Source organism: Algoriphagus oliviformis (assembly GCF_017254915.1).
Taxonomy (GTDB): Bacteria; Bacteroidota; Bacteroidia; order Cytophagales; family Cyclobacteriaceae; genus Algoriphagus; species Algoriphagus oliviformis.
Genome location: NZ_JAFKCT010000002.1, coordinates 57,428 through 72,577, shown reverse-complemented (window position 1 = coordinate 72,577; position 15,150 = coordinate 57,428). Strand labels below are relative to the sequence as shown.

Here is a 15,150-nt window from a genome sequence, read left to right as displayed (position 1 = left end):
GCCCAAAAAACCTAAAAAAATTATTTTCCAGCCTATACCGCCAAATTTCCTATGCCACAGCGCGCCCGACCTCTTGCCAACCGGATTTTTGAAGGCTTCCTCACCTACACCGAGACCTTCAAAACCTACACCCGCCTGGCTCCGCTCTACTTTGCCCAGCGCAACTGGCCAGCTACCCAGCTCAACCACCGCCAGCGTCTGAGGCTATACAAAGACCTCCTGTTCCAGTTGGTCAAAATCTTCCAGCAGATCTTGGGAAAGGACTCCGGCAACCGGGCCATTTGGGCCTTGATCCGGCAGGAATACCAGCTTTTGATTGCCGAGCGGCCGGATGTGGAGCTGGCGGAGACTTTTTTCAATTCTGTTTTCCGAAAAACCTTCCCCGACAATCCGCTGGACGAGGAGCTGATGTTTGTGATGGAAGGCTACAGTTCCTGCGAAATCCGGGAAAACTCCGAGCTGCTCCACACCTACCCTGCCGAAATGGGGCTGGAGCAGATCATCCGACAGATCCTTAACGACTTTGACTTTGGGGTGCCATACATGTATCGTGAGCAGGACGTCGCTTTTTTGGTGGAAGGCGTCAAAGAGGTCATACTTACCCGATACCGGGTCGAGGTCGGTACCAAAACCCAGCTGCTCAAGCCGGTTTTTTACCGAAACAAAGCCGCTTACCTGATTGGAAGGACTTTCGTGGGAAAAAAATGGATGCCCTTCATCATCCCCTTCATGCACGGGCCGAAGGGCATCTATGTGGACACGCTCATCTTTGACCCCAATCTGATGAGCCACCTGTTCAGCTTCACACGATCCTATTTCATGGTCGAGGCCGAAGTGCCCTCCCAGATCATAGGGTTTCTCAGCTCGGTGATTCCGCACAAAAAAATCCACGAGCTCTACAACGCCATCGGCTTCAACAAGCACGGCAAGACGCTCTTTTACAGGGACTTTCTGCATCACCTGGAGACCAGTACCGACCAGTTTGTCGTCGCGCCGGGGATCAAGGGGATGGTGATGACGGTCTTCGCCCTACCCTCGCTCAACATCGTCTTCAAGCTGATCAAAGACCACTTTGAGCCCCCAAAAAACATGACCCGCCAAGAGGTTCGGGAAAAGTACAAGCTCGTCTCGCTGCACGACCGTGTCGGCAGAATGGCCGACACCCACGAGTTTGAGTCCTTCAAGATCCCGCTGGACAGAGTCAGCGAGGAGCTGATGAAGGAGCTGCGAAACACGACTAATTCCCTTTTGGACATCAGAGAAAACTACCTCATCATCAAGCATCTATACACAGAGCGAAAAATGGTGCCGCTCAACATTTTCCTCGAAAGCTGCTCCACCGAGGACGGACTTCGCGCGGTAGAGGACTACGGCCGAGCCATCCTGCAGCTTGCCCAGGCGGACATTTTCCCGGGCGATATGATGACCAAAAACTTTGGGCTCACCCGCCAAAAACGCGTCATCTTCTATGACTATGACGAGATCGAGTTTCTCGGCGACATGAACTTCCGGGAAAAGCCCAAGCCCCAAAACTTCGAGCAGATCTACGCCGCCGAGCCCTGGTACGAGATCCACAAAAACGACGTGTTTCCCGAGGATTTCCGACGCTGGATGATCGGTCGGGCGGACTTAAAGCCGCACTTCCTGGAGTATCACCGCGACTTGTTTGACCCCGAATACTGGAATTCGCTGAAAACGCGCATCCAAAGCGGCGAGCTGATCCACGCTTTTCCCTATCCGGAGGAGATCCGATTCCGGCCCGGCGAGCCGGTTTGATTTAGAATTCAGCCTTCCAAAGCCTATTTTCGAAGCTGAAAGAAAGCGGTCATTTCCGCTTTTTTTCTCCCAAACCCTAAGTCACAGATATCCATGCACTTCAAGACCAATCCAAAAAAGCCCTCCCAGACTGCCTTGCGCGTGATTCCCGTTATGGGCGAGGAAAACCTTTCGACCATGAAAGAAAAGCTGGTTCAGTCGCCTCTGTCCAAGCTTCTTTTTTCCGGGGAAAAAGACTCCTCCTACAGCTTGGAGTCCGAGGGAAGATTGGTTTTGCTCCTGGGCCTAGGCAAGGAGCCGGAATACAAGACCGTCGAAACGGCCTTTCGGAGAATCCTTTCCAAAAACCAAAAGCTCGCCGAATCCGGCCTATCGCTCGACTTTCCGGCGACCTTTACCCCAGAGCAAACCGAAGCGGGATTGATCGGCTTGATTTTGGGAACTTACTCCATCGGCTTTTACAAAAAAGAGAAGCCCAAGAGCTTTGCAAAGCTGAAGGTAGAAGTACATTCTGCCCTGAAAAACATCGATGAGTTAGTTGAGCGTGCGGAAAAAATCGCCGCCGCCAAGATGGCGGCATTCGAGCTCGTCGACCTTCCGCCCAACAAAATCACGCCCGAATATCTGGCGGATTGGGCCAAGGACTTGGGCAAAAAAAACAAGGTAAACGTCAAGGTATTTGATACTAAAAAGGCAAAATCTGAAGGTCTGGAGGCTTTTCTGGCAGTTGGGAGAGGATCTGCCCGAGAGCCGAAATTTATCATCCTGGAGTACCGACATCCGAAAGCCAAATTCCATCTCGGCCTAGTCGGCAAGGGCGTGACCTTTGACACGGGCGGCCTCAATGTGAAAACCCAAGGTATGCACGAGATGAAGTCCGATATGGGTGGCGCGGCTGCCGTGCTCGCCACTACGAAACTGGTGGCGGATCTCGGACTGCCGATCCATCTGACCACCATCGTCCCGGCAGTGGAAAATGCCGTGGACAAAGATGCCTACCTGCCCTCCGAGGTGATCGGTAGCCATGCGGGACTCAGCATCGAGGTGATTGATACTGACGCAGAGGGACGGCTGATTCTGGCCGACGGTCTGTCCTATCTGGTCAAAAACTACCAACCCGACCAGCTCATCAACCTCGCCACGCTGACCGGAAGCTCCATCGGGACTTTCGGCTACCAGTGCGCGGCCTTGTTTACCAATGACGGCGGCCTTTCCCATGGGCTACAGCAAGCCGGTGAAGGGGTTGGCGAACGGTCTTGGCCCTTGCCGATCTGGGAGGAATATGCCCGGGAGATGGATTCAGAGATTGCGGATATCAAAAACTACCACGGAAAGCCCTTCGCGGGAGCGATTACGGCGGCAAAGTTTTTACAGGCTTTCACCCACGGGCACGCTGCCTGGGCGCACTTGGACATCGCGGGTGTGTCTTTCATGGACGGTGAATTTGCGAAAACCAAGACCGGAACGGCCTATGGTGTGGGCTTGCTGTTGAAGTATATGGAGGGTTACATTGGTAAAACAGAAGTGTGACAAATTCAGTCACAACTTTACAAACCCGAACCGACTTTAGGGCAATCCGGTTATATTTATTTCGAAGAACAGTCAATAGATGGAACAACTCACAATCCCCCAATTAACTGAAACAAATGCGATGGAGAGGATGGAATCCTACCCTCTGATGCGCTACATGGGGAGCAAGTACAAGTTGATCCCTTGGTTTTACGAGGCTTTCAGCGAGTTAGAGTTTGATTCAGCCTTGGATGCTTTTTCTGGATCAGGCGTGGTTTCCTATCTGTTCAAATCAATGGATAAACAGGTCTATTCCAATGACTTTTTGAATTTCCCGTCCACCATTTCCAAAGCCCTGATCGAAAACAACCAAACCACCTTGGAGGAGGAAGATATCCGTGCATTGACCAACATGGATGTGAAATCCGACGATTTCATCGAAAAGACATTTCACAAGGTTTTTTACTCCAAGGACGATTTGGTCTTTCTGGACAAAATCAGCCACAACATCGCCCAGCTGACCTCTCCTTACAAAAAAGCGCTAGCGCTAACTGCCTTGTTTAGGTCTTGTCTGAAAAAACAGCCTAGGGGGGTTTTTACGATATCTGGAAATCTGGAAAAATACGATGATGGCCGCCGGGATCTGAAAATATCTCTCCAAAGACATTTTTTGGAACAAGTCGCCATCTACAACGAAGTAGTGTTTGACAACCAGCAAGAAAATCAATCTCTCCATTCAAGTATTTTTGAAATTGACACCCAATCTTGCAAGCCGGATCTGGTCTATCTTGACCCTCCTTATGTCCCTGCTTCGGACGACAATTGCTACGTCAAAAGGTACCATTTCCTTGAAGGCCTCTCGAAATACTGGCATGGAGAACAGATCATGGAAGACACCAAAGTGAAAAAGATCCAGAAAAAGTATACTCCTTTTTCCTATAAAAAGACAGCCATTGAAGCGTTTGAGAATATGTTTGACAAGTTTTCCGACAGCATCATTGCGCTTTCCTATTCCTCCAATGCCTTCCCGGATCTTGACACGTTGGTCTCCCTGATGAAAAACCAAAAAGCCACAGTAGAGGTGAAGACCAAATCCCATCGCTATAATTTTGGCAACCACTCCAAAGCTATGCGTGCTAATGTGGTTGAGTATCTAATCATCGGGAAAGACTAACTCATGCGGAGAATCACGCAAACAAAGGAGCAACTCATCGAGAAGCTTGGAGAAGTGGCCACGGATTGGAAAGACACATTTGCTGTCGATTTTCTGACTTTCTTGGACGAACTGTCTTTGAATGTACCTATCACCGAAGCACATTTAGTCCAAATCCTAGAGCGAGACTACGAAACCGGGATCACATTCTTTAGACTGGCGCTCGAGCAATCCAAAGACGAATTCACAGAAACGCTAAAAGCTATATTTTTCAACAATCCGAATGGCTACGGAAAGCTGGCTTTTATTATCCATCCTACGAACTACGCCCGGACTCTGGCGGAATATGGACTGATTACAGCACTAAACCAGCTGGTTTCGAGAACCTACTCATGGAGAGACCTTGTCCAGGAGCGACTGAAACTCGGCCGTGGAAGTGCCATCAAGGGACAACGACGCGGAAAAAACCTTGAAGATTTTGTTGAATCGATCCTCACTGCCGTTTTTGATGAGTTTGAGATTAGAAAAAGCTTTTTGGGTGCCAAAGGATTGACTACAGCCAAAGCCGATTTTTGTATTCCGTCCACCCAACATCCAAGTATCGTCATCGAGGTCAAAGCCTATGGTGCTACCGGGAGTAAGCAAAGCGATGTAATCGGCGACGTACAGAAAATCATTTTTGAAAAAAGAAGTGACACTTATTTCATTCTGGTCACGGACGGAATCACATGGAAAGCGAGATTGCGCGACCTCGAGAGACTGATCGAGTTTCAAAACTATGGGGATATCTATCGGATCTACACCCAAAAAATGAGAGAGGAATTACTCTCAGATCTACTCCAACTTAAAAGTGAGCTGAATCTCTGATCCGCCCATCAAAACTTCTCCTCTATCCCCAAGCCGAACAGTGCAAAATCATACTTCACCGGGTCTAGCGGGTCAAATTCCCGAAGGCGCTGGGTTAGTTCCACGGCGGTCAGCCAGTCGGTTTGCTTGCGGGTGATCAAGCCCAGCTTCCTCCCCACCCGATCCACGTGAAGGTCACAGGGACAGATGAGCTGGGCTGGGCTGATACGCTTCCAAAGTCCAAAATCCACCCCTTTCTCGTCGGATCGCACCATCCAGCGCAAGTACATATTGATCCGCTTGCAGGCGGCCTTGCGGGCTGGCGTGGCAATGTGCTTCTTCGTTCGGCTGGGGGAATCCGGCAAGCTGAAAAAGAAACGGTGGAACTGAGCCAGAATCGGCTCCATGGCATCCACTTGGCCAGTTTGCCCTTTCAGAAAAGCCTCCTCCAGGCTGTCGTGGCTTTGGTAAAACCAACCCAGAAAATGGATGAAGTAGAGCGTGTCCACCTCATTGAATGTGCGATGTTTAAAGCTCAGAAAGCGCTTCAAGTCCGAGTCCTGATGGTGGAGCAAAAAATCATGTGGGGCATCGTCCATGAGGTGGAAAAGCTCCAAGCACTTGTTGATGATAGTCTTCCGCTGCCCCCAAGCCAAAATCGCCGCAAAGAAACCGGCGATCTCGATGTCCTGTTTTTTGGAAAAGCGATGCGGGATGCAGATGGGATCGTTAGGAATAAACCCAGGCTGGTTGTATTGCTCGACCTTTTCATCGAGAAAATCCTTCAGGTTTTGCATCAAAGCGCCACTTTCACTTCCCCACCCTGGGTCCCGTCAAACCATTTGAAGGAAAGCTCATTCTCCACCTTTTCGGACACATGCCAGTCGAAGCATTTGATATTTGTCAGCGGTCTGAGCGAGTCCTGGTCGGGGTCATAGAGACAGATGTCGAAGTCCGGCATTTCCTTGGAGTCGAGGGTATTCCATTTTTCCAGAATAAACCCCTCATCCATCACCCGGACTTTGTTGCCGAAGACATGGTCTTCCAGGACGGACGGCACCCCGTCCTTTCTCCTCAGCTTGAACCCAGCCGGGCCAAACATGATCTGTTTGTACACCTTGGCCTCCAGCAGCTCGCTCGTATGGGGCATGGTCTCCCAGTCCGATTCCTTGAACACCACCTTGTTGCCTTCGGGCTTGATGCGGGTAAGTAGCTGGGAAAGCTTGGAAAAAACGAAAGTCAAGCCGATGAAAAGCAGTCCAAAGCTAGCCAAAATGGGATAGCTGATGATGAAGATCGCGTTCCAGACAAATCGAAACGCGTGGTGGAAAAAGAGTTGGACTTTATTCATGCCTGAATACTCGATGCACAAAGGTACTCCGACCCGCCAAGAATCCCAAGCCAAAGTCGGTTGCCTGATTTTTTGACCCTTTCATCAGTCGCCTGGTAGATCGGTATTCTTTAGGCAAAAAAAACCCCCTTGCAGGCGCTGCAAGGGGACTCGATAATAATTTGACTATGGCTTAGTAAAGCACTTCCACCGGGAATCGCTGGTTTACTGCTTTCAGCTGGTCAAAGGCCGCTTGGGAAAGCTTGATCACCAGCTTGGAGTTGTCGCCCGTTTCCGGCAATGTCCCTACCACACGCGCAAAGATGGTCAGGTCATTCTCCTCGTTTTTCACCCGCATGATGCTGCCCACTGGCGCGGTGCGGTGAAGCACCAGGTATTTTTTATGTGAACCGGTGCCCTCGATGAGCTCGGCTTGGCCGGTTTCGGTGATGTTCTTGAATCCTCCCGAGGTGTTTTCGACAGTTGGCTCTACGCTCATTTCGGCAGTCGAGGCAGCGACCTTGGGAGTACCGATGACGGGCACGGTGGACGGGCCTTCCGGGGCACGCCCCACTTTGACCACCTGGCCAGATCGGAGGTTATTGGAGGTCAGGGCGTTCCATTTGATCAGGTCTTCCACGCTGGAGTTGTACTGGGTAGAGATGGAAAACAGCGTCTCGCCCTGCTTCACGGTATGGGATATCCACTCTCCGGGAGCGATGGGCGTGGTGTTGGCTGCGGTAGCCGTCGGAGTCGTTGCGGGACGGGTGGCCTCGGGCTGAGGTTTGGTAACGGTTTCGGTCTTCTTTTCGACTTTGGGCTTATTTTCCACCACTGAAGGATTTGCCTTCGTTGTGGCAGCTACAGCGGAAGTTGCCGCCGCCGTAGGGGCCACGGGGCTCGGCGTCGGGCTGCTGGCGACTGCTACGTCTCTCACGACCAAGGCCTGACCGACACTCAGGTCATTTCCCAAGAGCTTATTCCATCTTTTTAGCGAATCCACCGTCACGCCATATTTCTTGGAAATGGAAAAAAGCGTCTCTCCGGGGCTTACCTTGTGAAGCTCAGCACCAGCTGGAACTTTGTTCTTCTCTATGTAAGGAACGCGGATGGTTTGGCCGATTTTAAGTCCTTGCTTCAGCACCTCGTTTGCATTTTGGATCTCCCCTACCGGGACTTGGTACTTTCTGGAGATGCCAAAAAGCGTCTCTTGAGGAGTCACTTTGTGCAGGATAAAGGTCTTGTCCCCTACTCGCTCCACGCCGATGGAGTCTCCAGCGACTAGACTGGAAGCTTTTGAATAAGAAATACTTATAACCAAAACCAGAAGGAACGTACTTAGGAATTTGGATGGAGAAATCATTGTAATCTGGGGTATTGAAGTGAAACAGGTCAAAAATTCCACTAGACTTTTCGCAAGAATTATGCTAGAAATGCCACGCCTCGGCCTTTTTATCCCGCTATTTCAAACCCCACGAAACACCTCCCCCTCCTTTTTTGAATCTCCTGGCGAAAATTTGGCGTTATCTCGCCCGGATACGTATCTTTTCTTACAAATTCTCCAACAAATGCGGTTTTCCATTCTCTTGGTATTGCTTCTAGGACTTGTCGGTTTTTCCCTTTTTGCACAGGAAAAACCAGACAAAGTCTTCACTTTCAAGATCGATGCAGACATCGATCCTGCGATGAACCGCCGCGTGCAGCTCGCTTTGGAGCAGGCAAAAAAAACAGATGCTGGCCTCATATTGATCGAGATGGACACCTATGGCGGGGTAGTGACCGATGCCGACGAGATACGCACCATGATTTTGGAAAGCGACATCCCCGTGTATGTCTTCATCAACAAGGACGCTGCCTCTGCCGGAGCGCTGATCTCCATCGCCTGTGACAGCATCTACATGGCCCCGGGTGCGAGCATCGGTGCCGCCACCGTGGTCAACGGTGCGGATGGCGCCGCTGCGCCGGACAAATACCAGTCCTATATGCGCTCTATGATGCGCAGCACGGCAGAGGCTAGAGGCCGTGATCCGCGCATCGCCGAGGGCATGGTGGACGAAAAAATAGAAATCGAAGGGATCTCCAGCGCCGGATCGGTCATTACGCTTTCGGTGTCCGAGGCGATCAAATACGGCTTTTGCGAAGGGGAATACCGCTCCATCGAAGCGATACTCCAAGCCCAAAATCTGGAAAATGCGGAGGTGCTGGCCTACGAGGAAGACACTGTGGACAAGATCATTTCCTTTTTCCTTAGCCCGGCCATCAGCGGGGTTTTGATCCTGATCATCGTCGGGGGCATCTATTTTGAACTGCAAACTCCCGGCGTGGGCTTCCCCATCGTCGCTTCCATCATCGCCACCGCCCTGTACTTCATCCCCTACTATCTGAATGGGCTCGCCGAAAACTGGGAAATACTCGTCTTCTTTGCCGGGATCATCTTGCTGGCGATAGAGCTTTTTGTGATTCCCGGATTCGGTATTTTCGGCGTGCTCGGCATCGTGTGCATCATCGGCGGGCTGGTGCTTGGCATGGTGCCCAACCAGGACTTCAACTTTGATTTTGTCCCGGCCTCCCAGTTGTTTGGCGCGTTGTTGACGGTGATTTTGGCTTCACTGGCCTCTGTTGGCTTGGTCTTTTGGCTGACTCCCAAAGTGAACGAATGGGGGGCCTTTCGCCATGTGACGCTAGCGGACACCCAAGATCGCAGCCAAGGCTACACGTCCAGCTTCTACAGCAGTGGGATGATGGGAAAAACGGGCACAGTCCACTCCCGTCTTCGCCCAAGCGGCAAAGTGGAAATCGACGGCGAGATCTACGACGCTTACTCCAGAGGTGAATTCATCGACCAAGGCGAAAAGATCGTCGTCATCTCCACCGAAGGCACCTCGCTGAAGGTGAAAAATCTCCAATCCTGAGCCGGAAGATTTCCCTAAGTTTACGGCATGAATCCATTTCAGTCCATCTATGAACTGATCGGCGAAGATCAAATCCGACTGCTGACGCGCTACTTTTACGAGGAAGTGCGGCAAATCCCCGACCTGCGAAAGCTCTATCCAGACGAGGACCTCGCCCCTGCCGAGCGAAGGCTTTTTCTCTTTCTCCTCCAGGTGTTTGGCGGGCCGCAGACCTATTATGAGGAGCGGGGCCATCCCCGACTGAGAATGCGCCATCTGGACTGGCAGATCGGCCCGGAGATGCGTGACCATTGGCTGAATGCGATGCTGACTGCCCTGGACCGGCTCGGACCCGAGCAAAATGCCAAAGAGCTCATGGCGGGCTATTTCATCAAAGTCGCCAACCACATGATCAACCATGAATAGGCTGCTCCGACGCATCTACTCGGTCTATGCGGCGGTGATGTTCATCCTCACCTTTCTGCTCATCTTTCCGTTTATCCTGATCTGCATCTGGATGCCTGGCTGGAAAAAGTACGGGAGGAAAATCAACCGCTACTGGGCAAGGGTCTATTTTTCCCTGATTTTGCTTCCGGTAGATATCGAGATGAAGGCCAAGCTGAAAAGCGGCAGCCCCTACATCTTTCTGGCCAACCACTTTAGCTACCTAGACGTGGCGATGATGGGTTTTATCCCAGGCGATGTGCTTTTTGTAGGCAAAGCGTCTATCCGCAAGGCACCGCTTTTTGGCTACTATTTCAAAATGCTCCATATCGCCGTGGACCGGGACAGGATGAAGAGCCGCGCCGAGACGATGCGCCGGGCGGGCGAGGCACTTGACCGCGGCAGCGGCATCGTCCTCTTTCCCGAAGGAGGTATTTTCACCAAGCGCCCACCCCAGATGATCGCCTTCAAAAATGGCGCTTTTCGCCTGGCCATGGAAAAACAAATCCCCGTCATCCCTGTCACTTTATCCTATAATCATCTAATTTTGCCCGACGACGGCCATTTTTTGCTCCAAAGGAGACGCGCAAAAATGGTCTTCCACCCGGCGCTGCACCCGAGGGATTTTGTCTCGGACGACAGCTTGAGAGCCGCTTGTTTTGGCATCATCCAAGAGCAACTGAATCGGGACAATGCCGTAGATCCAAACCTAGAATCCCCTGAGAAATGAAAATAGACAAAGCCTCCATCAAGAAAATCGCGCATCTGGCCCGGCTGGAATTTGACGAGAGCTCTGCGGAAAAAATGTCCCAGGACATGTCCCAAATCCTGGATTGGGTGGAGCAGCTCAATGAGGTGGACACCAGCGACGTGGAGCCCCTGACCACCATGTCTTCCGAGGTCAACGACATGCGCGAGGACAAAGTGGGGACGCACCTTGACCACGAAGCAGGCCTCAAAAACGCCCCCAAGCGTGACGAAGACTACTTCCGCGTACCGAAAGTATTGGAATAGGAATGCAGCGAAAAACCCTTCCTTTGGACTTTCTGGCCAAAACATCCGCCCTCCTGCTCCTCGTGACCGGAGGGCTTTTTGCGCTCTACTCATTGTGGTTTGGCGCGTCTGCCTATCCGCAGATTGCCCCGGCGGCGTTTTTGGACACGCTGGCCGTGCCCATAGACTGGGTGAGTTTTGGTGCACTGGCCTTTCCGGTCGAAGTGGACAACTACCTGGTCTTTCAGGAATTCCACTCACTTTTGCCCGGCTTCACATTAGGAGAAAGTTACCTCTTTGGCGCCGTCGTGTTCCTGGTTTGCGTCTCTGCACTGGCACTTTTCAGCACCTTCAGAAAGATCCCCTTTCTCATCGCCTCCGCAGCCTGGATTGTTTTGCTTACGCTATTCAATTCCAATGGCCTAAACATTGGCTCGCCCAGCTCCAACCTCCCCCTGATCATCCTGATTGCCGGCACAGTCTTGCCGTTGTTGGTTTTCCACGTCTGGAGGCCAAACGCTCCTTTTTGGATGCGTTGGCTGACGCTCTTTCTATCCAGCGGCGCTGCCTTGCTGGCACTCGTGAGCCTGAGCCCCATCGCCCTTCCCCAGCTTTATCTGGCCGAGCAAAGCCTGGTCATCGCCCTGGGCATGTCCATCGCCTGGATCTTTTGGCAAGGTCACGGCGTCTTGTCGGGTATCTATGTGCTTTTGGCGCGAGCCAACCAAAACATCAGCATGAAGATCTCCTGGCAGATTTTCGGCATCGGCGCGCTGTATCTGATCGGCCTGATCCTGTTGCTTCTGGACTTGAAGGGTGAAATAAACCTTCCTCTTCCCACATCGACCGCTTTGCTGTTGATCCTCCCGATCGGGGTGTTGGGCTGGATCTCTACGCGGGAAAAACTGGAACAGGAAAAAGAAGTCGCCGCCCTTCCCGTCTATCTAAAGGCGCTTTTTCTGTTTGGATTTGCCATGACCTGCTGGCTGCTGTGGAAGCTGGAACTCTCCGGCAACGAAGCCGCGGGGGAATTTGCAAAGCACGTGATCATCTACAGCCAGTTTGGCTTTTCGCTATTTTTCCTGGTTTACCTTTTCAGCAACTTCCTGTCCATCATGGACACAGGCAAGGCCATCGAAAAGGTGCTTTTCCAGCCCTATTCACTGCCTTACTACCACCTCCGCATCGGCGGGCTGATCTCCATCCTGGTGGTCACCATCTACATGGACGCGGTGATCGCCGCCCAGGCCAACTCCCTGACGACCAACATCCTTGGGGACTACTACTACCAGACCGGCCAAAAACTCGAGGCGAGCATACTCTATGAAAATGCCTGGGACTCGTTCCGGAAAAACAAAAAGGCAAAAAACGCGACTGCGCACCTGCTCTTTGAGCTCAACCAGCCCACACTGGCCAAGGAACATTTGGACGAAAGCTTTGCGGAAGCCCCGCAAGTCGACAACATCCTGCTGCTGAGCTCGCGGATGCTACTGGAAAACAAGCCCTTCGAAGCCGTGTTTTACCTCGAAAACGGCCTAAAGCGATTTCCAGGCAATCCGCAGCTACTCAACAACCTCGCTTTGGTCTATGTGAAAGTCCGCAGGGCTGACGAAGCCGTGAAGCTTTTGGAGGAAAATCAGGCGACCGACCCTATCGTAGCCTCCAACCTCCTGGCGATGCGCAGCAAGCTGCAGCTAGAGCAGGATGAACTGGAAGTATCCCAAGATTTGGCTTCCCAGATCAACCTCCTAGCCGCCAAAAACCTCCGAGGCGAGCTTTCCAGCGAGGAGGAATTGGCCTCGCTTCGCAAAAAGCTGGAGCTGGAATCCTCCCCCATGCTGTTGAATGCAGGGACGAGAAATCTCTTTTCCGTACCTGCGCAGGCCAATACCTCCGAGGACCTGGCCTGGATAGACTCCCTGAGCCGCCAGCCCCAGATGTTGGAATATCTGATGCAGGTGCAGGAGACAGCCTCCATCAGGAGCCTTGCGGCCGGTCGGGTGACCGAAGCGGTCAAAAACCTGAACGGGCTGGCCTTCCGCAATCCCGGCGACGCAGGCTACTACCTCAACTTGACCGCGGGGATTTTGGCCAGAAACCTGGATTTTGAAAAAGCGGCGAAAGACCTCATCGCAGCCGAGGAAAAAGGCTTAAAAGCTTTTAGGCCTTATCATCTGGGCATGATGGACTTGGGTGGATTTGGGGAAAAAGCAGAAGAGCTCCGCGCGAAATACCAGGTACCGGAATCCAACACCAAGGATGAATTCCTGTCCTTGCTGGCTACGTTCAACCAAACGCTGCCGGACAAGCTTTTCGACCGCTGGAATACGCTTAGCTCTCCGGATTCCAGGGCTGCTTTGGCTTTTTTGATCCTGGAGAGAAAAGCCCATGGACTGACCAGCTACCAGCTAAACGAGCTGGGAAAAGTATTAAAGGGAAAGGTGGAAAACGAGGACAAGCTGAACGAGTTTCTGCAAAAAACCGACTGGGCAAACCAAAACTCACTAACGGCCTACATGGACTTCCTGAAAGTCGGCGAGGAACTCACGGCAAACCCCTATCGCACGCCGCTCATCCTGAGTGCAGCGGACCGCATGCCCGACCCTTTGGCCCAGTATGAGCTGCTCAACACCGCCAGCGAATTCAGCAGGGATCCCCTGCTGTGGATCAGAAAGGTGCAGGCGGCGAAGCGAATCGGCCTGGACAACTACGCCACGGATGCGATCCAGGAAATGCGCAACTGGATGAGCTGGGACGAGATCGAATTGCTCCAAAGGACAAACTATTAGCACTTTTTCACGTATTTTGACCCATCGGCCTTCGAAATTTTAAATACTAAACCACTATCTTAAGCAAAATTTTCTACCATGAGCAGAGTCATAGAAACCCACGAAATCAACAAAACCTATAAAATGGGCTCCGAGATCATCCAAGCCCTCAAGTCAGTGAGTATCACCGTGGATCGTGGGGAATATGTGGCTTTCATGGGGCCTTCCGGATCTGGCAAGTCCACGCTGATGAACATCATCGGCTGCCTGGACTCTCCTACCTCCGGCACCTACGTATTGGCTGGCAAAGATGTCAGCGACATGAGCGAAAACGAGCTGGCCGAGATCCGAAACAAGGAAATCGGCTTTGTATTTCAGACCTTCAACCTGCTTCCTAGGGCTTCCTGCCTGGACAATGTGGCCCTTCCGCTCGTCTATGCTGGATTCAGCAAAGCCGAAAGAGAAGAGCGGGCCTTCCAAGCCTTGGAGAACGTGGGCCTAGGCGAGCGCACCAAGCACCGCCCCAACGAGCTTTCCGGTGGACAGCGCCAGCGTGTCGCCATCGCGCGGGCACTGGTGAACAATCCCAGTATCATCCTTGCCGATGAACCGACCGGAAACTTGGACTCCAAGACTTCCTACGACATCATGGAGCTCTTTCACGAGCTTCACTCCAAGGGCAACACCATCATCATGGTAACCCACGAAGACGATATCGCCCACTATGCCCACCGCGTGATCCGTCTGCGTGACGGACTCGTGGAGACTGACAAGATCAATCCTAACCCAACCCGCGGAGTCGCTGTCCACGTCTGATTTCCCCTTTATTTGAAATAGATTCTTATTTTTGACTCCGAAAGAAGAGCGTCAGAATGAAAATCTATACCAAAACAGGAGACCAGGGAATCACATCACTCTTAGGAGGCAAGCGGGTACCGAAATCAGACTTGAGGATAGACGCCTACGGCACGATCGACGAATTGAATTCTTTTATCGGGCTGGTCCGGGACCAGGAGGTCAATGCCAAACGGGCTGATTTCCTGAAGGAAATCCAGGACAGGCTCTTTACCATCGGTGCTGACCTAGCCACCGCTCCGGGGAAAGACAAGGTCAAAAAGCCGGATCTGCTCCCACAGGACATCGAGGCATTGGAGCAGGAGATGGACCGGATGGAGGCCGAGCTTCCGATGCTGACCGCGTTTATCCTTCCGGGGGGACATCCTTCCGTTTCCTTCTGCCACGTGGCGCGGACAGTCTGCCGACGGGGCGAAAGACTAGCCGTGGAGCTCTCTTCCATCGAACCCGTCGCCGAGCTGGTAATCCAGTACCTCAACCGACTTTCGGACTATCTTTTCGTTTTGGGCAGAAAAATGGCACAAGAACTCGAAGTAGAAGAGGTGACTTGGGCTCCAAGATTGAGATAAGCAGCGGCATTTTTAT

At 52.1% G+C, this 15,150-nt stretch carries 14 protein-coding genes; 11 read left to right on the top strand and 3 right to left on the bottom strand.

All coding sequences use genetic code 11. The features are described 5' to 3' along the window. Nucleotides 1–51 precede the first annotated feature (51 nt). From aceK to J0A68_RS05980, 4 genes are all read left to right on the top strand, one after another. Entirely contained in the window at nucleotides 52–1,776 is a 1,725-nt protein-coding gene (aceK, locus tag J0A68_RS05995) for a bifunctional isocitrate dehydrogenase kinase/phosphatase (RefSeq protein ID WP_206577286.1), read from the top strand. Between the two features lie 93 nt (nucleotides 1,777–1,869). Further along, nucleotides 1,870–3,306: a leucyl aminopeptidase family protein gene (locus J0A68_RS05990; protein WP_236021373.1), complete on the top strand. Its 1,437-nt coding sequence runs from the start codon at nucleotides 1,870–1,872 to the stop codon at nucleotides 3,304–3,306. A 130-nt stretch (nucleotides 3,307–3,436) separates the two neighbouring features. After that, nucleotides 3,437–4,459: a DNA adenine methylase gene (locus tag J0A68_RS05985; protein ID WP_206577285.1), complete on the top strand. Its 1,023-nt coding sequence runs from the start codon at nucleotides 3,437–3,439 to the stop codon at nucleotides 4,457–4,459. Between the two features lie 3 nt (nucleotides 4,460–4,462). After that, complete coding sequence (locus tag J0A68_RS05980) at nucleotides 4,463–5,305, top strand: DpnII family type II restriction endonuclease (protein WP_206577284.1); 843 nt, start codon at nucleotides 4,463–4,465, stop codon at nucleotides 5,303–5,305. Between the two features lie 8 nt (nucleotides 5,306–5,313). On the opposite strand, the gene J0A68_RS05975 is transcribed toward J0A68_RS05980, so the two are convergent. From J0A68_RS05975 to J0A68_RS05965, 3 genes are all read right to left on the bottom strand, one after another. Then, entirely contained in the window at nucleotides 5,314–6,081 is a 768-nt protein-coding gene (locus J0A68_RS05975) for a TIGR02757 family protein (protein ID WP_206577283.1), read from the bottom strand. Continuing rightward, nucleotides 6,081–6,635 carry a hypothetical protein gene (locus J0A68_RS05970; RefSeq protein ID WP_206577282.1) on the bottom strand — a complete coding sequence of 185 codons (555 nt, stop codon included), beginning with the start codon at nucleotides 6,633–6,635 and terminating at the stop codon, nucleotides 6,081–6,083. The genes J0A68_RS05975 and J0A68_RS05970 overlap by 1 nt, the downstream gene beginning before the upstream one ends. A 172-nt stretch (nucleotides 6,636–6,807) precedes the next feature. Continuing rightward, nucleotides 6,808–7,977: a LysM peptidoglycan-binding domain-containing protein gene (locus J0A68_RS05965; RefSeq protein WP_206577281.1), complete on the bottom strand. Its 1,170-nt coding sequence runs from the start codon at nucleotides 7,975–7,977 to the stop codon at nucleotides 6,808–6,810. A 205-nt stretch (nucleotides 7,978–8,182) separates the two neighbouring features. Between J0A68_RS05965 and J0A68_RS05960 the strand changes: the two genes are divergently transcribed. The 7 genes from J0A68_RS05960 to J0A68_RS05930 all read left to right on the top strand — a co-directional run bounded on the left by J0A68_RS05960 (nucleotide 8,183) and on the right by J0A68_RS05930 (nucleotide 15,134). Next, a complete protein-coding gene (locus J0A68_RS05960) occupies nucleotides 8,183–9,526 on the top strand; it encodes an NfeD family protein (protein WP_206577280.1) in 1,344 nt (447 codons plus the stop codon). 27 nt (nucleotides 9,527–9,553) lie between these two features. Then, nucleotides 9,554–9,931 carry a globin domain-containing protein gene (locus J0A68_RS05955; protein ID WP_206577279.1) on the top strand — a complete coding sequence of 126 codons (378 nt, stop codon included), beginning with the start codon at nucleotides 9,554–9,556 and terminating at the stop codon, nucleotides 9,929–9,931. Continuing rightward, the gene (locus J0A68_RS05950; RefSeq protein ID WP_206577278.1) at nucleotides 9,924–10,679 is read left to right on the top strand and encodes a lysophospholipid acyltransferase family protein; all 756 of its coding nucleotides are present in this window, start codon (nucleotides 9,924–9,926) and stop codon (nucleotides 10,677–10,679) included. The genes J0A68_RS05955 and J0A68_RS05950 overlap by 8 nt, the downstream gene beginning before the upstream one ends. Continuing rightward, on the top strand, nucleotides 10,676–10,963 hold the full coding sequence (gene gatC, locus J0A68_RS05945) for an Asp-tRNA(Asn)/Glu-tRNA(Gln) amidotransferase subunit GatC (RefSeq protein ID WP_206577277.1): 288 nt from the start codon (nucleotides 10,676–10,678) through the stop codon (nucleotides 10,961–10,963). The genes J0A68_RS05950 and gatC overlap by 4 nt, the downstream gene beginning before the upstream one ends. A gap of 2 nt (nucleotides 10,964–10,965) precedes the next feature. Next, nucleotides 10,966–13,731: a tetratricopeptide repeat protein gene (locus J0A68_RS05940; RefSeq protein ID WP_206577276.1), complete on the top strand. Its 2,766-nt coding sequence runs from the start codon at nucleotides 10,966–10,968 to the stop codon at nucleotides 13,729–13,731. A gap of 78 nt (nucleotides 13,732–13,809) precedes the next feature. Beyond that, nucleotides 13,810–14,526: an ABC transporter ATP-binding protein gene (locus tag J0A68_RS05935; RefSeq protein WP_206577275.1), complete on the top strand. Its 717-nt coding sequence runs from the start codon at nucleotides 13,810–13,812 to the stop codon at nucleotides 14,524–14,526. 56 nt (nucleotides 14,527–14,582) lie between these two features. Beyond that, nucleotides 14,583–15,134, top strand: coding sequence for a cob(I)yrinic acid a,c-diamide adenosyltransferase (locus J0A68_RS05930; RefSeq protein ID WP_206577274.1), 552 nt, complete (start codon nucleotides 14,583–14,585; stop codon nucleotides 15,132–15,134). Nucleotides 15,135–15,150: the final 16 nt, after the last annotated feature.

Bases quoted from the DNA above. Each gene is read 5' to 3' on its own strand.
- aceK (WP_206577286.1), top strand. From the start codon at position 52: ATGCCACAGCGCGCCCGACCTCTTGCCAACCGGATTTTTGAAGGCTTC.
- J0A68_RS05990 (WP_236021373.1), top strand. From the start codon at position 1,870: ATGCACTTCAAGACCAATCCAAAAAAGCCCTCCCAGACTGCCTTGCGC.
- J0A68_RS05985 (WP_206577285.1), top strand. From the start codon at position 3,437: ATGGAATCCTACCCTCTGATGCGCTACATGGGGAGCAAGTACAAGTTG.
- J0A68_RS05980 (WP_206577284.1), top strand. From the start codon at position 4,463: ATGCGGAGAATCACGCAAACAAAGGAGCAACTCATCGAGAAGCTTGGA.
- J0A68_RS05975 (WP_206577283.1), bottom strand. From the start codon at position 6,081: ATGCAAAACCTGAAGGATTTTCTCGATGAAAAGGTCGAGCAATACAAC.
- J0A68_RS05970 (WP_206577282.1), bottom strand. From the start codon at position 6,635: ATGAATAAAGTCCAACTCTTTTTCCACCACGCGTTTCGATTTGTCTGG.
- J0A68_RS05965 (WP_206577281.1), bottom strand. From the start codon at position 7,977: ATGATTTCTCCATCCAAATTCCTAAGTACGTTCCTTCTGGTTTTGGTT.
- J0A68_RS05960 (WP_206577280.1), top strand. From the start codon at position 8,183: ATGCGGTTTTCCATTCTCTTGGTATTGCTTCTAGGACTTGTCGGTTTT.
- J0A68_RS05955 (WP_206577279.1), top strand. From the start codon at position 9,554: ATGAATCCATTTCAGTCCATCTATGAACTGATCGGCGAAGATCAAATC.
- J0A68_RS05950 (WP_206577278.1), top strand. From the start codon at position 9,924: ATGAATAGGCTGCTCCGACGCATCTACTCGGTCTATGCGGCGGTGATG.
- gatC (WP_206577277.1), top strand. From the start codon at position 10,676: ATGAAAATAGACAAAGCCTCCATCAAGAAAATCGCGCATCTGGCCCGG.
- J0A68_RS05940 (WP_206577276.1), top strand. From the start codon at position 10,966: ATGCAGCGAAAAACCCTTCCTTTGGACTTTCTGGCCAAAACATCCGCC.
- J0A68_RS05935 (WP_206577275.1), top strand. From the start codon at position 13,810: ATGAGCAGAGTCATAGAAACCCACGAAATCAACAAAACCTATAAAATG.
- J0A68_RS05930 (WP_206577274.1), top strand. From the start codon at position 14,583: ATGAAAATCTATACCAAAACAGGAGACCAGGGAATCACATCACTCTTA.